The 19,968-nt window shown below is 31.3% G+C and carries 23 protein-coding genes and 1 other annotated feature; of the genes, 11 read left to right on the top strand and 12 right to left on the bottom strand.

The window, feature by feature from the left end; genetic code table 11:
* From B5E75_RS10500 to B5E75_RS10485, 4 genes are all read right to left on the bottom strand, one after another.
* A partial coding sequence (locus B5E75_RS10500) for an Rpn family recombination-promoting nuclease/putative transposase (protein ID WP_143746961.1) occupies window positions 1-524 on the bottom strand: 524 nt, incomplete at its 3' end.
* 165 nt (window positions 525-689) lie between these two features.
* The gene (locus B5E75_RS10495) at window positions 690-1,721 is read right to left on the bottom strand and encodes a Gfo/Idh/MocA family oxidoreductase (protein ID WP_087359016.1); all 1,032 of its coding nucleotides are present in this window, start codon (window positions 1,719-1,721) and stop codon (window positions 690-692) included.
* Window positions 1,708-2,691, bottom strand: a complete 984-nt coding sequence (locus B5E75_RS10490; protein ID WP_087359012.1) for a Gfo/Idh/MocA family protein — start codon at window positions 2,689-2,691, stop codon at window positions 1,708-1,710. Before B5E75_RS10490 ends, B5E75_RS10495 begins: the two co-directional genes overlap by 14 nt.
* The gene (locus B5E75_RS10485) at window positions 2,688-3,134 is read right to left on the bottom strand and encodes a heme-binding protein (protein ID WP_087359010.1); all 447 of its coding nucleotides are present in this window, start codon (window positions 3,132-3,134) and stop codon (window positions 2,688-2,690) included. The genes B5E75_RS10490 and B5E75_RS10485 overlap by 4 nt, the downstream gene beginning before the upstream one ends.
* 195 nt (window positions 3,135-3,329) lie before the next feature.
* Here B5E75_RS10485 and B5E75_RS10480 point away from each other — a divergent pair, with 195 nt between their 5' ends.
* The 6 genes from B5E75_RS10480 to B5E75_RS10455 all read left to right on the top strand — a co-directional run bounded on the left by B5E75_RS10480 (window position 3,330) and on the right by B5E75_RS10455 (window position 10,612).
* On the top strand, window positions 3,330-3,605 hold the full coding sequence (locus tag B5E75_RS10480; RefSeq protein WP_087359008.1) for a hypothetical protein: 276 nt from the start codon (window positions 3,330-3,332) through the stop codon (window positions 3,603-3,605).
* The gene (locus B5E75_RS10475) at window positions 3,606-4,715 is read left to right on the top strand and encodes a tetratricopeptide repeat protein (RefSeq protein WP_087359006.1); all 1,110 of its coding nucleotides are present in this window, start codon (window positions 3,606-3,608) and stop codon (window positions 4,713-4,715) included.
* Entirely contained in the window at window positions 4,702-5,442 is a 741-nt protein-coding gene (locus B5E75_RS10470) for a TrmH family RNA methyltransferase (RefSeq protein WP_087359004.1), read from the top strand. Before B5E75_RS10475 ends, B5E75_RS10470 begins: the two co-directional genes overlap by 14 nt.
* Entirely contained in the window at window positions 5,435-6,598 is a 1,164-nt protein-coding gene (locus tag B5E75_RS10465) for a MalY/PatB family protein (protein ID WP_087359002.1), read from the top strand. Before B5E75_RS10470 ends, B5E75_RS10465 begins: the two co-directional genes overlap by 8 nt.
* A gap of 82 nt (window positions 6,599-6,680) precedes the next feature.
* Window positions 6,681-7,550: a class II fructose-1,6-bisphosphate aldolase gene (gene fba / locus B5E75_RS10460; RefSeq protein WP_087358999.1), complete on the top strand. Its 870-nt coding sequence runs from the start codon at window positions 6,681-6,683 to the stop codon at window positions 7,548-7,550.
* Window positions 7,551-7,789: 239 nt separating this feature from the next.
* On the top strand, window positions 7,790-10,612 hold the full coding sequence (locus B5E75_RS10455) for a pectinesterase family protein (protein ID WP_162607680.1): 2,823 nt from the start codon (window positions 7,790-7,792) through the stop codon (window positions 10,610-10,612).
* A gap of 76 nt (window positions 10,613-10,688) precedes the next feature.
* Here B5E75_RS10455 and B5E75_RS10450 read toward each other — a convergent pair whose 3' ends face one another.
* From B5E75_RS10450 to B5E75_RS10420, 7 genes are read right to left on the bottom strand one after another with little or no spacing between them, the layout of a single operon-like run.
* The gene (locus tag B5E75_RS10450) at window positions 10,689-11,753 is read right to left on the bottom strand and encodes a type IV pilus twitching motility protein PilT (protein ID WP_087358995.1); all 1,065 of its coding nucleotides are present in this window, start codon (window positions 11,751-11,753) and stop codon (window positions 10,689-10,691) included.
* Between the two features lie 11 nt (window positions 11,754-11,764).
* Window positions 11,765-12,220, bottom strand: coding sequence for a hypothetical protein (locus B5E75_RS10445; protein WP_087358993.1), 456 nt, complete (start codon window positions 12,218-12,220; stop codon window positions 11,765-11,767).
* Window positions 12,217-12,588: a type IV pilus modification PilV family protein gene (locus B5E75_RS10440; protein ID WP_087358991.1), complete on the bottom strand. Its 372-nt coding sequence runs from the start codon at window positions 12,586-12,588 to the stop codon at window positions 12,217-12,219. The genes B5E75_RS10445 and B5E75_RS10440 overlap by 4 nt, the downstream gene beginning before the upstream one ends.
* The gene (locus B5E75_RS10435; protein WP_087358989.1) at window positions 12,585-13,055 is read right to left on the bottom strand and encodes a DUF4860 domain-containing protein; all 471 of its coding nucleotides are present in this window, start codon (window positions 13,053-13,055) and stop codon (window positions 12,585-12,587) included. Before B5E75_RS10435 ends, B5E75_RS10440 begins: the two co-directional genes overlap by 4 nt.
* A 10-nt stretch (window positions 13,056-13,065) precedes the next feature.
* The gene (locus tag B5E75_RS10430; RefSeq protein WP_087358987.1) at window positions 13,066-13,365 is read right to left on the bottom strand and encodes a hypothetical protein; all 300 of its coding nucleotides are present in this window, start codon (window positions 13,363-13,365) and stop codon (window positions 13,066-13,068) included.
* Complete coding sequence (locus B5E75_RS10425; RefSeq protein WP_087358985.1) at window positions 13,366-14,403, bottom strand: type II secretion system F family protein; 1,038 nt, start codon at window positions 14,401-14,403, stop codon at window positions 13,366-13,368. It lies immediately after the preceding gene.
* Window positions 14,404-14,415: 12 nt separating this feature from the next.
* Window positions 14,416-15,360: a transglutaminase-like domain-containing protein gene (locus tag B5E75_RS10420; RefSeq protein WP_087358983.1), complete on the bottom strand. Its 945-nt coding sequence runs from the start codon at window positions 15,358-15,360 to the stop codon at window positions 14,416-14,418.
* Between the two features lie 214 nt (window positions 15,361-15,574).
* Here B5E75_RS10420 and B5E75_RS10415 point away from each other — a divergent pair, with 214 nt between their 5' ends.
* The 4 genes from B5E75_RS10415 (at window position 15,575) to B5E75_RS10400 (ending at window position 18,112) form a co-directional block, all read left to right on the top strand.
* Entirely contained in the window at window positions 15,575-16,753 is a 1,179-nt protein-coding gene (locus tag B5E75_RS10415; RefSeq protein WP_087358981.1) for an AfsR/SARP family transcriptional regulator, read from the top strand.
* Window positions 16,754-16,762: 9 nt separating this feature from the next.
* The gene (locus B5E75_RS10410; protein ID WP_087358979.1) at window positions 16,763-17,206 is read left to right on the top strand and encodes a hypothetical protein; all 444 of its coding nucleotides are present in this window, start codon (window positions 16,763-16,765) and stop codon (window positions 17,204-17,206) included.
* An 80-nt stretch (window positions 17,207-17,286) separates the two neighbouring features.
* On the top strand, window positions 17,287-17,460 hold the full coding sequence (locus B5E75_RS14725) for a hypothetical protein (RefSeq protein WP_164483543.1): 174 nt from the start codon (window positions 17,287-17,289) through the stop codon (window positions 17,458-17,460).
* Between the two features lie 85 nt (window positions 17,461-17,545).
* Window positions 17,546-18,112 (top strand): hypothetical protein, encoded by a 567-nt coding sequence (locus B5E75_RS10400; RefSeq protein WP_087358975.1) that lies wholly within the window; start codon window positions 17,546-17,548, stop codon window positions 18,110-18,112.
* 24 nt (window positions 18,113-18,136) lie between these two features.
* Here the strand turns inward: B5E75_RS10400 and trpS are convergent, their stop codons facing one another.
* The gene (gene trpS, locus B5E75_RS10395) at window positions 18,137-19,126 is read right to left on the bottom strand and encodes a tryptophan--tRNA ligase (protein WP_087359014.1); all 990 of its coding nucleotides are present in this window, start codon (window positions 19,124-19,126) and stop codon (window positions 18,137-18,139) included.
* 37 nt (window positions 19,127-19,163) lie between these two features.
* Window positions 19,164-19,363: a binding site (T-box leader), on the bottom strand.
* A 101-nt stretch (window positions 19,364-19,464) separates the two neighbouring features.
* Between trpS and spx the strand changes: the two genes are divergently transcribed.
* The gene (gene spx, locus B5E75_RS10390) at window positions 19,465-19,920 is read left to right on the top strand and encodes a transcriptional regulator Spx (RefSeq protein ID WP_087358973.1); all 456 of its coding nucleotides are present in this window, start codon (window positions 19,465-19,467) and stop codon (window positions 19,918-19,920) included.
* The last annotated feature ends 48 nt before the right edge of the window (window positions 19,921-19,968 follow it).

Below are 19,968 nucleotides of genomic sequence, written 5' to 3'. Positions count from 1 at the left end.
TTGTTTTGAAATCTTGTTTCATCCAGCTTTACCATTTCTACCAGCGGATGAAATTCAACATTCATGTAACGTCTTAAGTGTCTGATACTTCGATTCATCATCTGCTTATAGCTTCTGGCATAGTTCCATTTCCTTTCGCCATAATAGATAGCCAAAGTCATGACACCATTGATTCTTTCATGAATGTTCTTTTCATAGATATGATACTGTCTAAGATAGCTGAGATAATCATATTCCATGATTCTTTGAAACATCCCTTTATCTGCATAGGACTGATGTTCCAGTCCTATGATGCATTGCTCTCCATTCAGGCTCACAAGAAGCAGATGATCTCTTGTACGCTTGATTGTTTGTCCATTAGACAACAAAACACCACTGCTGTTGGAATCAAGGATGATGATATCTTGAGTATCCATTATCATTTGTCCGTCAAAGAGAATAGCATTCAAAAAATCAGCCAGACGTTCATGATTGAGAAAATAGTTGTAAATGCGTATGTCAAAAAGATTCTTGAAATCCGTCATAAAATAGCCCTCCTATTATATATATACGCATTTTTTTGACAGATTTCTTTTTTTATTCTCAATTTTTTTATCTTTATAGACATTATATCACATAAATTGCTTAAAGCATATATGATAATAAAAAATTTCTTTAAGAACAAAGATATGCTCTTAAAGAAAAATGATTTATTTTAAGTTTTGAACACCTGTTTCCAAGATTTTCATTTGTAAAAGTGTTTGTTCATGAGTAATGATTTGAGGTTGTCCATTGACGATACAATCATAAATTCCATCATAAACTCTGGCATAATCACCCGCCACTGTTGGGACTTTTTCTTCATGGTATTGACCATTATCATCAATATATGTGAGAACACCATAATGAATAGGCAAATCTTTTCCGAAATCTGCATGATCTGGCATATAGAATAATTTTAAATGTTCTTCTTGTCGATCTTTTGTTTGTTTGATAAACATTCCTTTTTTTCCATAAACAACAAAGCTTGGTCTTTCTTTAATTCTAAAATAACTTGATTTTACAGAAATTTTTAAAGTTCCATAGTAAAGGTCTAAATCAAAATAATCATTCATTCTTCCATCACCAAGTAATTGTCTGACATCATAATGAATATCATCAGGTTTTCCAAAATAAGAAATCACCTGATCTAAAGTATGGCAACCATGACCATATAAATAAGAATTTGCTGGGTCAAATTCATGTGCCTTTTCAGGAACTTCAGGTCTATAATAATCAAAATGCATTTCTAATTCTAATAAGTCACCAAGTTTTCCACTTTCAATCACTTTTTGAACTGTTAAAAAGTCACTGTCATAGCGTCTATTTTGATAGGCTGAACAATATAATCCTTTTTGCTTAGCCAAAGCAAAAATTTCCTGTGCCTGTTGGCTATTTTCCATAAATGGCTTTTCTACTAAACAATGCTTACCTGCTTCTAAAACCATTTTAGCATATTGATAATGAAAATGATGAGTTGTACATACAACAATCATATCAATGTCAGTATCATGAAGTAATTCATTCACATCTTCAGTATATTCTACACCATCAATGGCTTCCCATAAATCATGGTGAACATGAATATCAAATATTCTTTTGATGATAAACTTTTCTGGTCTTTGTAAAACAAAAGGAATATGGTAACGATTTGCACTTTTTCCATTTCCAACATAACCGAGTACTAATTTATTGTTGATCACTATCAAAAACAACTCCTTCCTGTTTTCTACCTTTTTCCATAACACTGGCTACATCTAAACTCAATTTTAACATGTTTTGAGCTTTATCAAAATCTTTTTCATCAATTATTCTTTGAAAAGCTTGGAATTCATAATAAAGACGATGTTCATCTTTAGAAAATTCATATTTTGTACTTAACCCATTATTATCAATAAGCGTATATTCAGTGAGCTGATTTATTGGCGTATTCATGACAATGGCACCTAAATCACCTTGAATAGTAGATGTGATAGGGGCTTTACAGTCTTTAGCACCAATCGAAATAGCTTGGAAATGAGGATATTCTAAAACCATAATGCCACTTGTATCAATACCCTTTTCAATATTAGCATAATAATGATTGTCTACAGGTTTTCCAAATAGTCCTATAATAGCGTGTAAGTTATAGACATTTAAATCCATTAAAGCACCTCCAGCTTTATGATAATCAAAAGCTGGTAAAATCTGTCCTTGCTTAAATGCATTATAGCGCGAAGAATATTGACTATAATTGAAATTTAAGATTTTTATTTGTCCTATTTTTGAAAGTGTTTTTTGAAGTGACTGATAAGCAGGTAAATAATGGATATTCATGGCTTCTAAGACAATCACATGATATTGTTGACTTAAAGTGATTAAGTCTTGTAATTCTTGTGTATTGGCACATATTGGTTTTTCAATAATCACATGTTTTTGATGTGTTATGGCCTTTTTAGCAAAACTGTAATGTAAATGATTAGGTAAAGCAATATAAATTGTATCTACATCACTTTTTAAAAGTTCATCATAATCATAAAATGTCTGATCAAGATGATACTTTTGACATAATTGTTCTGTTTCTTTTTTGGTTTCTAATGTTCCTAAAAGATATGTCTTTTCAATATGAAGTTTTTGATAAGTTGTCATTAAATCCTTAACAATCATACCTGTTCCTAAAATACCAAGTTTCATAAATCTTCCTTCTTTCTTTTTAATTCTTTTAAACAGTCAACAATGATTTGATGATCTTGATCATGTTGTAATCCTGATACGATGCAACAACCTATGATTTCATCATTCACTATAAGAGGAAAACCACCACCACATATAGCCATTGAATCATCATCTAAATACTTATCATATTGATGGTTTGTTTCCTGACAAGTCCAGATATAATAGGAAGAATGTTCAAACATCTCAACTGTTTTTTGTTTACGATTTAACCATTCCTCACCATTTTTTCCATTCATCAAATACTGAAATACAATATCATGGTTTAAGACAATACGAATACGCAGGGGTTTTAAGTTTTGTGTATTGACTTTATCAACAAGCATTTGTCCTAAATGATAAGCATCTTCATGATCAAAAGATATAAAAGATAAATCTTTTTCTAATTGGAGTAGTTCTTCCATCTTTCATCACCTCAATAGAATTATGACATAAAAGCAATAAAAGATAAATAAACAAGACGATTTTGAAAATAAAGTTCATCAATCATGAATCAATGAGAAAAAATAATGAACTTTTTATAACAAATGATAAAGGAAAAGGATTTTCATTTTGAGTAAAATCAAGTAGAATAATGATAAGGAAGAAAGGAGTGTATTATGGGATTATTTAAAAAGAAAAAAACAGTTATAGATTATGATGCTGTTTTTAAAGAACAATATAAATCTGTGAATCAGTTAACACAACAGGCTCATCAGGAAATGGACTATGTGATTAAAGAATCTTTATATGAAGTCATTGTTGAAAAATATCGTGAATTGATTGAATTGATTGATCAAGGTGCTCATTTCGATAAAGAGCATTTTGAAGCATTAAAAGATAATGCGATGAAAGAACTACAATCAATTCATCAGATTAATGAAATGAATACATAGATGAATATTCAAATTATTGAAAAAGTAATAGATGTCTTTAATCAGTATGGTGATACAATTAGATTTGATATTGAGCGTTTTGAAGAAGTTTTAAATGATTTAGCTTTTAATATGATGGATGAGTGCTATCTTGTTGTCTTGGGAATGAAGCTGGGTGTTTTTGAAGCTATGATTTTTGATGAAGATTTTGAAATGTCCAGATATGTAGATTATTTATGTCAGTATGCTTCATTAAAGGAAGAAGAAGCTTTATTTATGGTGAGTGTCTATGCACACTTAATAGAAAGTATTGGTTATTATTTTGAGATTCCTGATATTGAAAACTTTTTAAGACAGGCTTATCAAGAACAAAATTTTTCTCATCTTTATGTTTTAGCAAGAACTTATTTTTTAGGATTTGGAGTCACACAGGATTATGAAAAGGCTTTTGAAATCTTTTCGTATTTGCATGACAATGGTATTTTAGAAAGCTGTTATTATCTGGGATATATGTATGAACATGGTGATGGAGTTGAACAAGATATCGCAAAGGCACTGGCTTATTATCGTGAACAATGTGATAGTCAATCATCATTAAGGCTGGGCTTATTTTATATGTATGGGCAATATGTTGAACAAGATAGCAATCAGGCGATGCATTATTTTTTGAATAGTCATGAAAAGGAATCTTATTTGTATCAGGGGATTTTATTAGAAAGACAAAAAGACTATTCATCTGCTTTTCAAGCTTATTTAAAAGGAGCGAAATGTTTTCAAAAAGATTGTTTATATAAAACAGGTTTGTTGTTGAAACTGGGATTAGGTGTGGAATTGAATATGGATGATGCTATTCATTATTTGACATATGGATATTATCTTTTACATGAAGAATGTGCTTATGAACTGGCTATGCTTTATTTTGATGGTGTGGCGTTGAAAAAAGATGTTAAAAAAGCCCTTCAATATTTACATCAGGCAGCAAGATTAAATAGTTATGAAGCCTGTTTATTGTTGAGTCAATTTTATGAACTGGGACGTTATGTCAAGAAGCATCATGGTTATGCACTCTCTTATTATCAACAGGCTCAAATGATTAAGGAGGGGAAAGAAAAAGCATATGAAATTATATAAAAAAGGAGATGAAACGTCTTATACTCTAGGTGTTTTTCCAACAATTGAATTATTAATACAAAAACCAGAGATGGTCAAAAGAGTTGTTGTTCATTCATCTATTGAACAAAATAAAGGCTATCCAGTTATTCAAGACTTATGTGAAAAGTATCATATTCAAATAGATGTTCATGATCGGACTATTGAAAAATTAAGTCCTAAAAATAATTGTTATGCGATAGGTGTTTTTCAAACTTATACATCTTTATTACACAATGGGAATCATGTTGTTTTAGAACATCCTATGGATATGGGAAATATGGGAACAATTATGCGTACAATGCTTGGCTTTGGATATAAAGATTTAGTCATTATTAAACCGGCAGTAGATATTTTTGATCCCAAAGTGATTCGTGCTTCAATGGGAGCTATTTTTCATTTGAATATTGCTTTTTATGATACATTTGAAGATTATCATACCCAATTTTCAAAACGAGAATTTTATCCTTTTATGTTGAAAGGAGCACAAAACATTCATCAAGTGAAGGCTGTCAAGCCTTATAGTCTTATTTTTGGTAATGAGAGTCATGGATTGGATGATCGTTATTTAAATTATGGTCAAAGTGTGTTTATTCCTCATAGTGAGGATATTGATTCATTAAATCTATCTATGGCTTTGACAATCGCATTATTTCATTTTTCAAAAGAACAATGGGAAGGAAAAGAGGTATTAAAAGAAAATGTATGATTTTGATAAAGTGATTGAAAGGAAAGGAACAAACAGTATTAAGTATGATCGTGAAAAAGCTCAAGATCCACGTATCATCCCAATGTGGGTAGCAGATATGGATTTTGAAACATTGCCTGAAGTCAAAGAGGCTTTAGTGCGTCGTGCCAGTCATGGTGTTTTTGGTTATGCTGCGCCAACAGAAAGTTATTATCAGGCAGTCATTAACTGGATGGAAACACGCCATCAATTCCATGTTGAAAAAGATTGGATTGTGACAACATCTGGGGTTGTAGGTGCTTTAAAATTGGCAGTTAGAGCATTAACACAAAAAGATGATGCGATTTTGGTTATGAAACCTGTATATTATCCTTTTGATGCATCTATTCAGTTGAATGGACGACGTGTTATTGAATGTCCATTAATACTAAAGGAAAATCATTATGAATGTGATTTTGATATTTTTGAAAAACAGATTATTGATCATGATGTCAAAATGTTTATTTTATGTAATCCACATAATCCTATTGGAAAGGTATGGACAAAAGAAGAACTTTATCAAATAGGGAAAATATGTCAAAAACATCATGTCTATGTTGTCAGTGATGAAATTCATATGGATTTTATCTATTCAGGACATCAACATATTCCTTTTTATAATGTTGATCCTGCTTTTGGTGATTTTAGTATTATTTGCAGTGCACCATCTAAAACATTTAATTTAGCAGCTTTACAGACATCAAACATTATCATCAAAAATAAAGATATGCGTGAAAAGTTTCAAGATGAAAAAAATGCTTCTGGTATGAGTGATCCTAATATTTTTGGTTTAGAAGCATGTGAGGCTGCATATACTTTTGGAGCTAAATGGGTTGATGAATTATTAGTTTACTTAGCTGATAATATTCAATATATGAAAGATTTCTTTAAAGAAAGATTACCACAGTTAAAGGTGATCTCACCAGAAGGATTATATCTTGTCTGGGTAGATATGAGAAGTTTAGGATTGAATAAAGATGAATTGGAAACATTGATGTTAGAAAAGGCACACCTATGGTTAGATGAGGGTTATATTTTTGGAACTGGTGGAGATGGTTTTGAAAGATTTAATGTTGCCTGCCCTCGTTCAGTATTAAAACAAGCCCTGGAACAATTAGAAAAAGCTATAAAAGAATGATAAAAAAGAGAATTATTATGGAAATTTATTGAAAATCAGTGTATGATATATTTGTAAAAAAAATGTAAAGGAGATTTGAATTATGGGATTAGTTTCAGCTAAAGAAATGCTTGATAAAGCAAAAGCAGGTCACTATGCTGTTGGTCAATTTAACATCAACAACTTAGAATGGACAAAATCAATTTTATTAACTGCAGAAGAATTAAAAGCACCAGTTATTTTAGGAGTTTCTGAAGGAGCTGCAAAATATATGACTGGTTATAAAACAGTTGCAGCTATGGTGAAAGCAATGGTTGAATCTTTAAATATTACAGTACCAGTTGCTTTACACTTAGATCATGGTAGCTATGAAGGAGCTAAAGCAGCATTAGAAGCAGGTTTTTCTTCAATTATGTTTGATGGTTCTCATTATGGAATCGAAGAAAATATTGAAAAAACAAAAGAAATCGTTGCTTTATGTCATTCAAAAGGTGTATCAGTTGAAGCAGAAGTTGGTTCAATTGGTGGAGAAGAAGACGGAGTTATTGGTAAAGGTGAAGTTGCCGATCCTAAAGAATGTAAAATGATTGCTGATTTAGGTGTAGATTTCTTAGCAGCAGGTATTGGAAATATTCATGGTAAATATCCTGCTAACTGGGAAGGTTTAGATTTTGATGCATTAGATGCTATTCAACAAGAAACAGGAACTTTACCATTAGTACTACATGGTGGTACAGGAATTCCTGCAGATATGATTAAAAAAGCTATCACATTAGGAGTTTCAAAAATCAACGTTAATACTGAATGTCAATTATATTTCCAAGAAGCAACTCGTAAATATATTGAAGCAGGTAAAGACTTAGAAGGAAAAGGATTTGATCCACGTAAATTATTAGCTCCAGGTGCTGAAGCTATTAAAACTTGTGTTAAAGAAAAAATGGAATTATTTGGATGCATTGGTAAAGCTGAATAATAAAAGTATAACAGATTTTTGATTGAAAATTCTTGTATACTGTTAATAGGATTAATTTCTGTGTTTGAACAGAAGTTAGTCCTTTTTTTATAAAATTCGATGGATTGTTTTATGGAAAAGTATTGATTATTAAAAAAATAGTTAGTGTGACCATCTATGTGGCTATTTTTATAAAAAACTGTTGATATGCGGATTTTTTCATGTTAGAATGCACCATGTTTGAAAAAAAGGAGGATGCTATGAAAAAATTATTTGTTTTATTATTAGCATGTTTTATGCTTTTAGGCATGAATACACCTTTAGATGTTTTTGCTTCAACATCTAAAGTATGGTCATATGTTGATGCTCCAGAAGGTACGATCGAAGGAACAACAGGGACTTGGTCAGGTATAGACATAGATGCAACTGCTAATGGAGCAAAGTTTAATAAAAGAGTTGACAATCAAGATATTCAAATTAACGCACAAACGAAATTAATTATTCCAGTTGAATCACATCAAGAAGGAGCTGAAATTACATTGCAACTTTCTGGTGGAGAAGCAACAGTATCAGTATTGGAAAATGAATATAAGTCAGCCAGTCAATTCATAACTATTCCACTTTCATCAGAACAAACGGGGCAAGATGTAACAGTGGAATTTAAAACTACTGCATATCTTTTGAATTTATCATTATCTTATTTAGAAGCATATCCAGGTGTTCCTGAAGATATTGTTGCTAAGGATAAAGATTATACTTTTGAAGATAATTCTGTTTCAATTGAACAAACAAAAGGAACATTTGATGATATTCTTGTTGATGCTACAAATGGTAAATTTGCAGTTCAACCAGAATATTCACGTGTACAAATTAATAGTGGGACAATACTTTATATACCTGTGACATCTGATGAACAAGGGGTGTCTATATTAATTTCAGGGGTTGATAATCAAAGTCAAGCAGCAGAAATTCAAATTAATGGTGATAACTATTATACAAATCAGAAAATTTCATTAGATATTCATGAAACTAGTTATATAAAAGTTCAATTTTCTCAACAAACATATGTAGGATTAATAAGTATAGATTATAAAAGTGATCTTGGATTTGAAGTACCAGATGTAAAAGCTATTGATACAGGATGGGATTTTACATCCAATGCTGCAAATACAAGACCAGAAATTCAAGGCGGTAAGGATGAGTATGAAGGAATTCAAATTGATGCTTCATCTGGTAAATTTTCTCCACGTGATGGTGATACTCAAATTAATGCTACAACCATTTTATATATTCCACTAGCAAAAGATGATGAAATTGCGGTGAGTGTTAATGGTAATAATTATAACGGTTTAAAAGTAACATGGGATAATCAAGATATTACTATTGGCAAGGAATTTGTAATTGCTAATGAAGAAACACGTTATGTTCCTTTAAAGTTTGAAGGTGAAGGAAGTTGTTATTTAGAAAATATTCGTATTGATTATAAAAGTGATAATCAATCTATTTCACATACAGTACGTGTAGGAAGTAGCCAAGAAGCGGATTATCAAACAATTCAATCTGCATTAGATCATGAAATATCTGATGCAGCTCATCCATTGATTATTGATATTGAACCAGGAGTTTATGAGGAAAAACTTGAAATTAGTCAATCACATGTCACATTAAGAGCTTTGAGTTCTCAACCAGAAGATGTTGTTATTAAAAGTGGTTTTTATTCATCAAATACGTTTATTAATGGAGAATTCAAACCACAAGATGACTATGATGTGGGAACTGATAAGAGTGGAACAATTATTGTAACATCAGGAGCTAGTGCGTTTTCTATGTATAATATTACTGTAGAAAATAATTATAATACAGAAAAGAAAACACAAAAAGATGAACAAACACCAGCAGTTGCTTTTTGCAGTAATGCTGATAAGGTTTACTTAAATAATTGTCGTCTTATAGGAAGACAAGATACTTTATATGTTAAAGGAAATGGTAATCGTACATATTTTAAAGATTGCTATATTGAGGGAACAGTTGATTTTATTTTTGGCGATGCAGATGCTTATTTTGAAGCATGCCAATTGCATATGGCATATTTTAATGGAAAGAAAAACGGTTATTTTAGTGCACCAAATACTAAAAAAGATGGTATAGGGCTTGTATTTTATCAATGCTCATTAAGTGCAGATGAACGTGTTGAAGATGTAAGTTTAGGTCGTCCGTGGCAAAATGAATGTTATACAGTGACAGAAACAACTGCAGATGGTGTTACTTATGTTGTTGATTATGATCCATCAACGCCAAATCCTTTATATGCAGATGTTTCTTCTGCTACACAGTTTATAGATTGTACGATGAGTCATCAGATTCAAAATGAAAGATGGAATAAATGGACAAGAAAGAATAAAGATGGAGAAACAATCAGTGTTACATATGAAGAAACAGTTCGTTTTATAGAATACAATAGTCATGATGAACAAGGAAATCTTTTGAATACAGACGATTTTGATGTTGTTTTAGGAAAAATGGCTTATGTTGATGATTTGGATTCATATTTAAGCGATACATTAACTTTGATGAGAATAGGAAATGGGTTAGGTTTGTGGTTACCAAATCTTGATACCTACCATCCATCAGAACCAGTTACACCGATAGAACCTGTTGAACCAGTCATTCCAGAAAAACCAGATGTATCTGAAGAACCACAAATTCCAGAAGAGTCTTGGCAAACCAATCCGGGAGATGACCATGATTCTCAATTAGAAGAATCTTTTGAAAGTTTAAAAACACCTCATATTCAGCTTGATATATCATCACATAAGGTGGTTCCAAATGTTTCATTGTTAGTAACAGGAACTGATGAAACATATAAAGTTGAAAAAAATGATAATCAATCTGATGAGGTTGTAGAAACAATTGGTGAAAAAGATATTCCTTTAGCTTCTTCAAGTGATAATAGTAGTACTGCTAGTCATACAATAGAAGCAAAAACACAAAATCAACCAATAATTTATATTGTTTGTGTCCTTGTTGGAATAGGTACTATAGGATTGGTTATATTTTTAAGAAAAAATAAGAAAATTTCATAACAAAATAATGTTTGATTTATTTCATTTTTGACATTTAGTAAATCAAAAAGATGGAACTTTTTAAGGTTTCCATCTTTTATTTTAGATTCAATTTTCGTTTCATTAGTTCTTGATTTGTTGCATAAAGTAAAACTGTTTCTTGTGTGATTTTTCCTTCTTTATAAAGATTCAGCAAACTATTATCCATGCTGATCATATGTGAACTGGCACTAGAAGCGATGATTCCGTCAATTTGATGAACTTTGTTTTCTCTAATGAGATTTCTGATGGCTGGTGTAGCAATCATGACTTCAAACACAGGAACAAGTTTATGATCTACAGTTGGAATGAGCTGTTGAGAAATGACGGTTTCTAGAGTCATAGATAACTGTAAGGCAATTTGGTGTTGTTGATTCGCAGGAAAAACATCAATAATACGATCAATCGTTGTGGCAGCTCCTAAAGTATGTAATGTTGAAATAACAGTGTGCCCTGTTTCTGCTGCTGTTAATGCAATATTAATTGTTTCATAGTCACGCATTTCACCCAATAAGATAACATCGGGGGCTTGTCTTAAAGCTGCTCTTAAGGCACTCACATAAGATTCACTGTCAATGGAAATCTCACGTTGTGAAACAATGCTTTGATGATGGGAATGAAGATGTTCAATAGGATCTTCCAATGTAATAATGTGTTTGGATTGGGTTTGATTGATATAATCAATCATACATGCTTGAGTGGTACTTTTTCCTGTTCCGGCAGGACCAGTGACTAAAATCAAACCTTTATTGATATTGGCAAGTTCAATGATATGAGAAGGAATGCCAATATCTTCGGGGTGTGGTAAATCAAATGAAATGACACGAATCACTGCGGCATAAGTACCACGTTGTTTATAAGTGCTGACACGAAATCTTGAAAGTCCTCGTAATGAAAAGGAAAAGTCATCATCGCCTTTGTTTTTTAAAATATCATCTTGTCGGTGATTTGCCAGTTCGTAGATTTGTTGAATTAATTCATAACTTGAATCAGGCATAATTTTCTGTTCATTTAAGGGAATTAATTGATTAAATACTTTGATTGTTACAGGTTGTCCGGCAATAATGAAAATGTCAGCTGCATTTTGTTTGACAGCTTCTTGAAGTATATTTTGAATATTCATAGGCTCCTCCTTTATAATATGTCCATACTTTGATCCATATCCCATTCATTGGATGGAGTGATTTTCCATGTTTTGATTTGATAGAGTTGTGAACCGGGATAGAGAATTTCTATTTCAACATAAAGAGTGTTTTCTTGATCTTGTAATGTATATGTCAAAAGATGTTGATGAATAGAACTATCAGGAATGATCTGAGTTAAAGATTGGATATGGGTAAAATAATCATCACTATTTGTACTTGATTGATAATATTGATATAAATAATTATCAATAGTTTCTAATGTTTTTTCGCCTTGACTTGAAAGAAGATAATATTGTTTGGTATGATTAATACTGTTTTCAACAGATTGGGCATTTGATTTGGCACTGGATAAAGAAAGAATAGCAAAAGTCATTAAACATAAAATGACAAAAATAACTATAAAGGAAATAATCCCAATATTCATTGTAAGTTTTCTTTGTTTCATGAGGATGCCTCCCATCTTCGTTGATGATAATGGTAGTATTCAATCGTATAGATTTCATGATCTTGATAGCAAATAGAAATTTTGAATAAGTGATTTTGTTGATCTATTTTAGCAAAATATTGATGATTTTCTTTGGAAGCAGGTAATCCTTGTTCATCAAAATATAAAAGAGAATCTATGTCATGATTTGCTTTTGCATTTTCAATAATTGAAGTCGCTATCAATTGAGCTTGACTTCTTTTGACACTTTCATCATTCATTGTTTTAGCTTTTACAAAGATTTGCACACAAAGCCCTACAGCCAGCGAAAAAAATAAAATACCAATAATAAATTCCATCAGAAAAAGACTTGTTTTACTATGTTTCATGATGAACCTCCTATTAAAGCCAAACTTGTCTGTCGTTTTTCTTGATTATTTTCAACAGTGATTGTTAAAATGTTTTGAGAAATATCAAAAGAAACAGCATCCACTTCCATAATTGTTTCACCACGATCTTTATCAAAAGACTGCTTATCATCAATTAAGAGTTCTTTTAATGCATTCTGGTCATGATAAATATATGTTGTATAAGGAACATCCTGATAGATTTCATGAATACATAAAACAGTTTGATGATCAAATGTCTGAATTTCAATTTGATTCACTGATAGATTTTGTCTGACTTTTTGCTGGATATAATCCAGAATGGTATATTGAGTATAATTTTGTTCGAGCGTATCTACAGTAGATGAATAGACACGACTTCCAATTGAAATCAATGCCAGTGAACCCATAACAAATAAACTAAAGAGTAAAAGAACAAAAACAAAATCAATGGAATGATGTCTTTTCATATAATCCCTCCTACTCCTTAACAATAATTGTTATTGAGGGCATCATATTACTGGCTACAACTTCATATTGCACATCAAAAAGATCTTGATTATATATAATATGATAATCAGATATGAGTTGTTCTAAAGATGCGGGGTATCTGCCCTCTAATGCATAACATTGCATGATTCCTCGCTTTAAGGCTTTTTCCAGACTTTCTTTTTGATTTTGAAATGTTTTTTGTGAAATCGACTGGAAACCACTGATCATAAGAATACAAATGAAAAATGATGAAAGAATAGATAACCAATATTGACGAATGAGTTTCATCTATAGACTTGACATGATGCCCATAAGTGGCAACATGACACTTAATAAAATAATACCAACAAAGAGGGATAAAACAATAACCAATGTTGGTTCAATAATACTAATCAGATGTTCTACTCTTTCATTTGTTTCTTCATTATAATGATCAGCGATATTTTTCATGATTGTATCTACATGTCCTGTTTGATGACCTAATTTTAATAATCTGGCATACATACCTGTTAAAACATGACTTTTTACTAAAGCATTAACTAAATCTGTTTGATCTAACATGCTTTCAGCTTGATCAATACGCTTTTTTAAAGCTGGATGTTCAACCAATGCCTTAGACATCTGTAAACTTTGATCGATATCTAAACCACTGCTTAAGGCAATGGACATGGCACTTGTAAATTGAGATAAAGCCATTTTTAATGTGATATCACGTGCTCCATAAAAACGTGTTAAGAAATGATAAAGTCTTTTTTTGCCACGAGAACTTTTTAATAAATAGAAAACACATATAATTATCACGACAAGAATACCAATGAATACATACGAATAAGTGGAAAGTGTCATACCTAGCTGTAATACCATTTGTGAAAAACCAGTCATTGTACTTCCTAATTGAATAAAAACTTGATTAAAAATAGGAAGCACTTGAGTCATTAAGACAATAACCACAACAAACATCATCATAATCATAATAATCGGATAAGCAATAGCACTCTTAATATTCTGTTTTGTTTCATATAATCTTTGATAATGAATAGATAATGAGTGCATGACTTCTTCTAAACGACCAGCGATTTCTCCAATTTTTACCATATTTAATAAATAATCGGGAAAGACCTTTGATGTTTCAAGGGCTTCATAGAAAGGTTTACCTACACTTAATTCATCTTCAATTGTTGTGAGAATCATTTTCATTTTCTCATCATCTTGATCTTCATTCATGATCATGATACCTTCATAAGGTGATATACCAGCATGAAGAATTAATTCTACTTGTGATGTAAAAACAGCAATTTCACGATTTGTCAATAGATTTTGTTGCATAAATAAGCCTCCTTAATACAGGTATTTTGTTGTATAATTTTTTTGATCTTTGATGAGAGATCTCACCTTAGAACTGTTGTGACCATCAGAAATCAATGTGGGATCCATCATAGACCAGTTTTTACCATCAAAATGAATTAAATCATCAATCCACCCAATATCATGAATATAGACGCTGATCCATGCATGATAAATGGTTTCATCTTCCATTGTGACATAACCCAGTTCCATGCGGGTAGGAATATTTTGCGTACGGAGCATGGTTGCCATAAGAGCAGCATAATCAAAACAGATTCCTGTTTTTGTCTGCAAAGTTTCATCCACATCTGGAAGATAACCAGCCATTTTCCCTTCTTTAGCAAGTGTTGCTTTTTCATCGTCGTAGCTGATATGTTCAATTACATAATCATAAACATAACTGACGGCTTCTAAATCATTGTTGGCACCAACAACAATCTCTTGAGCTAGGGAAATGGCTTGGGTGTTTTTGTCGAAAGAAACATATTGATTAGGGTAAAGATAAGATATATAATCATTTTGTATTTGGATATTTTCTTCTTTTAAAAAGAGTTGACTATATTTTGTACCTGAGATATTCTCATAAGCAATAAAAGTATAGCTGCCACTACCTCCAGTTAAAGGGAAAGTATTATATCCTTCATGAATATCATAAGTGTAAAATTCCTGTGAATCTGGATTTTGAATACGTACTTTAACTTTAGAATTATGACCATGATATTCAACCATTGTATAGCCATCTTCACTATGGGATAAATCAAAGGTGATTTTTGAATTGCCAATGGTTTTTTCACCAGAAGCCTGAGGCTGTAAAACAGTTGGTGTATTATCACGCGTTCCTTTTTTTGAAGGAGGTTCTTTATGACTTGGGGAAGAACAGCCGGTGAGTAAAAAAGCAATGCTTAAGCATAGCATCAAACAACGTTTTGTTATGGGCATTTGGACTCACCTCGTTTCGTTTTTATTATACAGTGAATTTGATAAAGAGAAAATATAAAATCAAAAAATAACCAAAAATAACAAGTATTTGGTTAAAAATGTAAACGCTTTATAAAATTGCGAGGGAATTGTACAAAGTTCTTGTGAAAAGTTTGAAAAAACATTAAAATAAAGATAAGACAAAAGTTTTTTGTCAGGAAGGGGTTTGACTTCAATGGGAGATTGCGTCATTATCACAATGTTTCATAAATTTTCATTTTCCTATCATGAACGTGAAATTGATAGTGAAACAATGAAATCTGAGAAACTTGTCAAATTGTTTGCCTATCTTTTATCACATTATCAAAGAACTGTTCCTTCCAGTGAACTGGTGGATGTCTTGTGGTATCTTGATGATGTCGATAATCCAATTGGAGCATTAAAAAATTTAATATACAGACTAAGAACTTTATTAAAGAAAGAATTTGGATTAACGGATTTTATTATCACGGGGAAAGGCTCTTATTCTATTAATCCAAATTATCATTTACAAATAGATACAATCATATTTGAAAAATATGAAGCACTTTTGAAAACTTCACAAAAGCCAGAATATTATGAGCATTTACTTGAATCATATACTGGAAAGTATTTGATGGAAATTAAAGAGGATCACAGTGTTTTATCAAAACGTGTGTATTATCATTCGCTCTTTATGGATAAAACAATTGAATATGCTATGTTGTTAGAAGAACAGAAAGAATATGAAAAAATGGAAAGAATTGCTCGTCAAGCTATCGCTATTGATAATCTTGAAGAATGTATTTATGAAATTCTTATTCGTTCTCTATACTTCCAGAAACAATATAAAAAAGCAAAAGACACATATAAAACAACAACAGATTTACTTTATCAAACATTGGGTGTGAAACCTTCGCAGTCACTTTTAGAACTCTATGAAATGATTAAAAAGGAAACACATGATGATGAATTAGATATTATGGAAGTTCAACAGGAACTGGCAAATGATGAAACACAGGGGGCTTTTCTTTGTGAATATGGTACATTTAGAGAAATATATGCTATGCAGACAAGAACGATTGGAAGATTAGGTATTTGTTCACATTTATGTTTGGTATCGGTGATGGATCATTCTATGATTGAAGATGATTATTCAAAAAAAGCGGTAGAAAGAGTCATGAACAAAGTTCAGGAAGCCTTATTAAAAGGACTTCGTATTGGTGATGTTGTTTCTCGATTGAATGTGAATCAATTTGTTGTTTTATTACCATCATGTAATTATGAAAATGCCATTAGTGTTATGAACAGAGTTTTACGTAAAATAAGATATTCTTTAAATCATACAACCTTAAATATTGATTTGATGGTTGATGAAATCTTACCTAAACAATAGGTGATGAACATGTTGAAATATGCAAAAAGTATTCCTTTTAATATGATTCATGTATGTATTGATGAGTATGATCATTTTCAGATGAAAGGTTATGCATACAATAATACGATAGAATCACCTATTGAATTTTTTGATATCCATGAAATTATTTTACGTTTTGAAGAAGTTTTTAATAAAAATGGAAATCCCTTATCTTCTCATTTATCACGAAGCTTTATGAAACAAGAAGCAGTTGGGCGTTATCAAAATAAGCCAGAAGTTTTATGTGATTGGGAAACGATTGCAAAAAAAAGAGGGAAGATTACAGATTTTGATATTGTTGTTCAATCAAGGCGCCAGGCAACATGGCAAGGTTCTTTATTCTTTGATGGACAGGAGATTGTTTTTCAGGATGTATTGGAAATGATTAAAATTATTGATAAAAAGATGAATGAGTTATTAAAAAAATCATAAATCTTAGTAAAAAAGCCCAGATATGACTATGGTGTGACTTTTATGGTGTATACTTAAAACATATAGGTGGGTGAATGAGTATGAAACAATCAAAAAAAGATAAAAGTTTTATGATTGTCATCAAAGACACACAGAATGCTTCATGGCAGGGAACGATTGAGTGGCTGGACCAGAATAAGAAGCAGCATTTTCGTAGTGCCTTAGAAATGATCAAACTTATTGATTCAGCTGTGGAAAATGATTCTCAAACTTAGACTTACTGATAAAGTAAGTTTTTTTTATGATTAGAAAGGGTTCTTTTGAGATATAATAAGCATATGATGATGACAGGGGGTTATTATGTTATTGGTCAATTTTGTATATGATGATGAAGAATTATTGGAACCCTATGAATGGCAAGAAGATGATAATTTTGAAGAAATTGAAAATGTTCCTATTTACCATGTATCAACCAGTCAGCTTCATGACTTTTTATATGCAAAAGTTTATCAACCTCTTTGGCAGGATGGTTATATGCTGGTAGGAGATGGACATTATTGCTTTGTGGTGGATATTCAAAAACATTACCTTGTTAGACGTGGCACTTTGTCATGGCAGCAAAGTGATGAAATGAATGCTTTGATTCAAAGAGAACCAGTGACTTTTTTTCAATATCAAATGAAAGAAGAAGCCTATGATAAAGAATTTGGTTTAACACGACATGAACGATTAAAGAAAATGTGTCTGGAAGAAATGATTGATGAGATTTTTGTTGTTAAATATGATGTATTTGTAGAAATTTGTAAACAATTGCATATTGAGGGAAACAATCCCAGTGAAAAATATTTAGCTTTAAAACATAAGATTGAAAAAGGATATACGTCTTTACATGAACTGTTATATAAAGAATTAGTACAAAAGGAATGAAAAAAGCAAACCGAAGTTTGCTTTTTATCTTTTTCTAATTGTAATACCAATTTTTCTTTCAACCTTTGCCAATTTCTTTCTGGCAATAATTCTGGCTTTTTGAGCCCCTTTTTCTAAGACATCATCTAAATAAGAACCACTCATGATTTCATGATAACGTGTCTGAATCTTTTCAAGTTCTTCACCTAAGACTTCAGCTAAATCATTTTTAAATTCGCCATAACCTTTTCCATCATACTGTTTTTCTAAATCAGCAATAGAACGATTTACAAGGATGGAATAGATTTCTAGTAAATTAGAAATACCAGGTTTATTTTCAGGGTCATAGTGAATATGTCCATCACTGTCCGTTACGGCTGATTTGATTTTCTTTTTAGAAACTTGAATATCATCCAAGATATAAATTGTTCCTTTTCCAATTTCATCAGATTTTGACATCTTCTTTGTTGGATTTTGTAAATCCATGATGCGTCCACCCACTTTTGTGACTAAAGGTTCAGGAATTTTAAATGTTTCACTATAACGTGAATTAAATCTTTCTGCAATATCACGACATAATTCTACATGTTGTTTTTGATCTTCACCAACAGGAACATAATCTGGATCATACATTAAAATATCTGCGTTCATTAATGAAGGATAGTTAAAAATACCTGCACCAATGACTTCGTTTTTGGCTTTTTTATCTTTGTATTGAGTCATACGAGAAAGTTCACCCATAGAAACCATACAACCTAAATACCATCCTAGTTGAGCATGTTCTAAAACATCGGATTGTAAAAATAAAGTCACTTTTTCTGGATCTAATCCAGCAGCAATATATAATGCAATTAAATCTCTTGTATTTTGACGTAAGTCAGCTGGTTTTTGATAAATTGTCATTGAATGAAGATTTGCAATAAAAATATACATTTCATATTCATCCTGATAAGACACAAATGGTTTAATAGCACCAATATAATTGCCTAAAGTCACACGACCTGTTGGCTTAATTCCACTTAACATTCTTTTCATATATAAACCTTCCTTTCTCATAAAAAAAGCGTCCTTTAAAAAGGACGTTATAACGCGGTACCACCTTTATTCATATCTACCGATATGCACTCTTGTCTTAACGCAACAAACGAAAAATGACTGATGCCATTTTTAGCTCCAGAATCCCAATTCATTATCGTTCATGGACTGTTTTCATCAACCACAGACTTTCTAAAACATGAAGTGATAACTACTCCATTCCTTCATTGCTGTAAGGTTATTATAGAACGGTCAAGATGTAAAATCAATAGAATCATAAAAAATAATTTCATAATTGATAAAAATGATGTATAATGATGAAGCAAGGAGATGATGTAATGATTCGAATTTATACTGCACCAAGTTGTGCTTCATGTCGTAAGGTCAAAGCATGGTTAAAAGAACATCAGATTCCTTATGTAGAAAAGAATATTTTTTCTACATTACTACGTGAAACTGAGTTAAAAGAACTTCTAGAAAGAAGTGAAAATGGAACAGATGATATTATATCTAAAAGATCGAAGATTATTAAAGAAAATAAAATAGATATAGATGAGATGTCTATTAACGAATTGATTCATTTTATTCAAAAGAATCCATCTATACTGAAAAGACCCATTATCATTGATGAAAGACGTTTTCAAGTGGGTTATAATGCTGAAGAAATTCGTGCTTTTATTCCTCGTGAGTTGCGTCGTTTACAGGAATGCAGTAATAGTGATTTCTGTCCCCAATTTACGGATATTAAAGAACAGTATTATCAAGATCATCAATGTAAAGATGGTTGTGAATAGTTTGAAGTCGTTTCTATATAGAAACGATTTTTATTTTATAGTTTTTTT

The sequence above is a fragment of the Massiliimicrobium timonense genome, from assembly GCF_002160865.1.
GTDB lineage: Bacteria > Bacillota_I > Bacilli_A > Erysipelotrichales > Coprobacillaceae > Allocoprobacillus.
This window is presented reverse-complemented; position numbering and strand designations above follow the sequence as displayed.

Coding starts and splice junctions, on each gene's coding strand:
- B5E75_RS10490 (WP_087359012.1), bottom strand. CDS start 2,691: ATGAAACTTGGTATTTTAGGAACAGGTATGATTGTTAAGGATTTAATG.
- B5E75_RS10485 (WP_087359010.1), bottom strand. CDS start 3,134: ATGGAAGAACTACTCCAATTAGAAAAAGATTTATCTTTTATATCTTTT.
- B5E75_RS10480 (WP_087359008.1), top strand. CDS start 3,330: ATGGGATTATTTAAAAAGAAAAAAACAGTTATAGATTATGATGCTGTT.
- B5E75_RS10475 (WP_087359006.1), top strand. CDS start 3,606: ATGAATATTCAAATTATTGAAAAAGTAATAGATGTCTTTAATCAGTAT.
- B5E75_RS10470 (WP_087359004.1), top strand. CDS start 4,702: ATGAAATTATATAAAAAAGGAGATGAAACGTCTTATACTCTAGGTGTT.
- B5E75_RS10465 (WP_087359002.1), top strand. CDS start 5,435: ATGTATGATTTTGATAAAGTGATTGAAAGGAAAGGAACAAACAGTATT.
- fba (WP_087358999.1), top strand. CDS start 6,681: ATGGGATTAGTTTCAGCTAAAGAAATGCTTGATAAAGCAAAAGCAGGT.
- B5E75_RS10455 (WP_162607680.1), top strand. CDS start 7,790: ATGAAAAAATTATTTGTTTTATTATTAGCATGTTTTATGCTTTTAGGC.
- B5E75_RS10450 (WP_087358995.1), bottom strand. CDS start 11,753: ATGAATATTCAAAATATACTTCAAGAAGCTGTCAAACAAAATGCAGCT.
- B5E75_RS10445 (WP_087358993.1), bottom strand. CDS start 12,220: ATGAAACAAAGAAAACTTACAATGAATATTGGGATTATTTCCTTTATA.
- B5E75_RS10440 (WP_087358991.1), bottom strand. CDS start 12,588: ATGAAACATAGTAAAACAAGTCTTTTTCTGATGGAATTTATTATTGGT.
- B5E75_RS10435 (WP_087358989.1), bottom strand. CDS start 13,055: ATGAAAAGACATCATTCCATTGATTTTGTTTTTGTTCTTTTACTCTTT.
- B5E75_RS10430 (WP_087358987.1), bottom strand. CDS start 13,365: ATGAAACTCATTCGTCAATATTGGTTATCTATTCTTTCATCATTTTTC.
- B5E75_RS10425 (WP_087358985.1), bottom strand. CDS start 14,403: ATGCAACAAAATCTATTGACAAATCGTGAAATTGCTGTTTTTACATCA.
- B5E75_RS10420 (WP_087358983.1), bottom strand. CDS start 15,360: ATGCCCATAACAAAACGTTGTTTGATGCTATGCTTAAGCATTGCTTTT.
- B5E75_RS10415 (WP_087358981.1), top strand. CDS start 15,575: ATGGGAGATTGCGTCATTATCACAATGTTTCATAAATTTTCATTTTCC.
- B5E75_RS10410 (WP_087358979.1), top strand. CDS start 16,763: ATGTTGAAATATGCAAAAAGTATTCCTTTTAATATGATTCATGTATGT.
- B5E75_RS14725 (WP_164483543.1), top strand. CDS start 17,287: ATGAAACAATCAAAAAAAGATAAAAGTTTTATGATTGTCATCAAAGAC.
- B5E75_RS10400 (WP_087358975.1), top strand. CDS start 17,546: ATGTTATTGGTCAATTTTGTATATGATGATGAAGAATTATTGGAACCC.
- trpS (WP_087359014.1), bottom strand. CDS start 19,126: ATGAAAAGAATGTTAAGTGGAATTAAGCCAACAGGTCGTGTGACTTTA.
- spx (WP_087358973.1), top strand. CDS start 19,465: ATGATTCGAATTTATACTGCACCAAGTTGTGCTTCATGTCGTAAGGTC.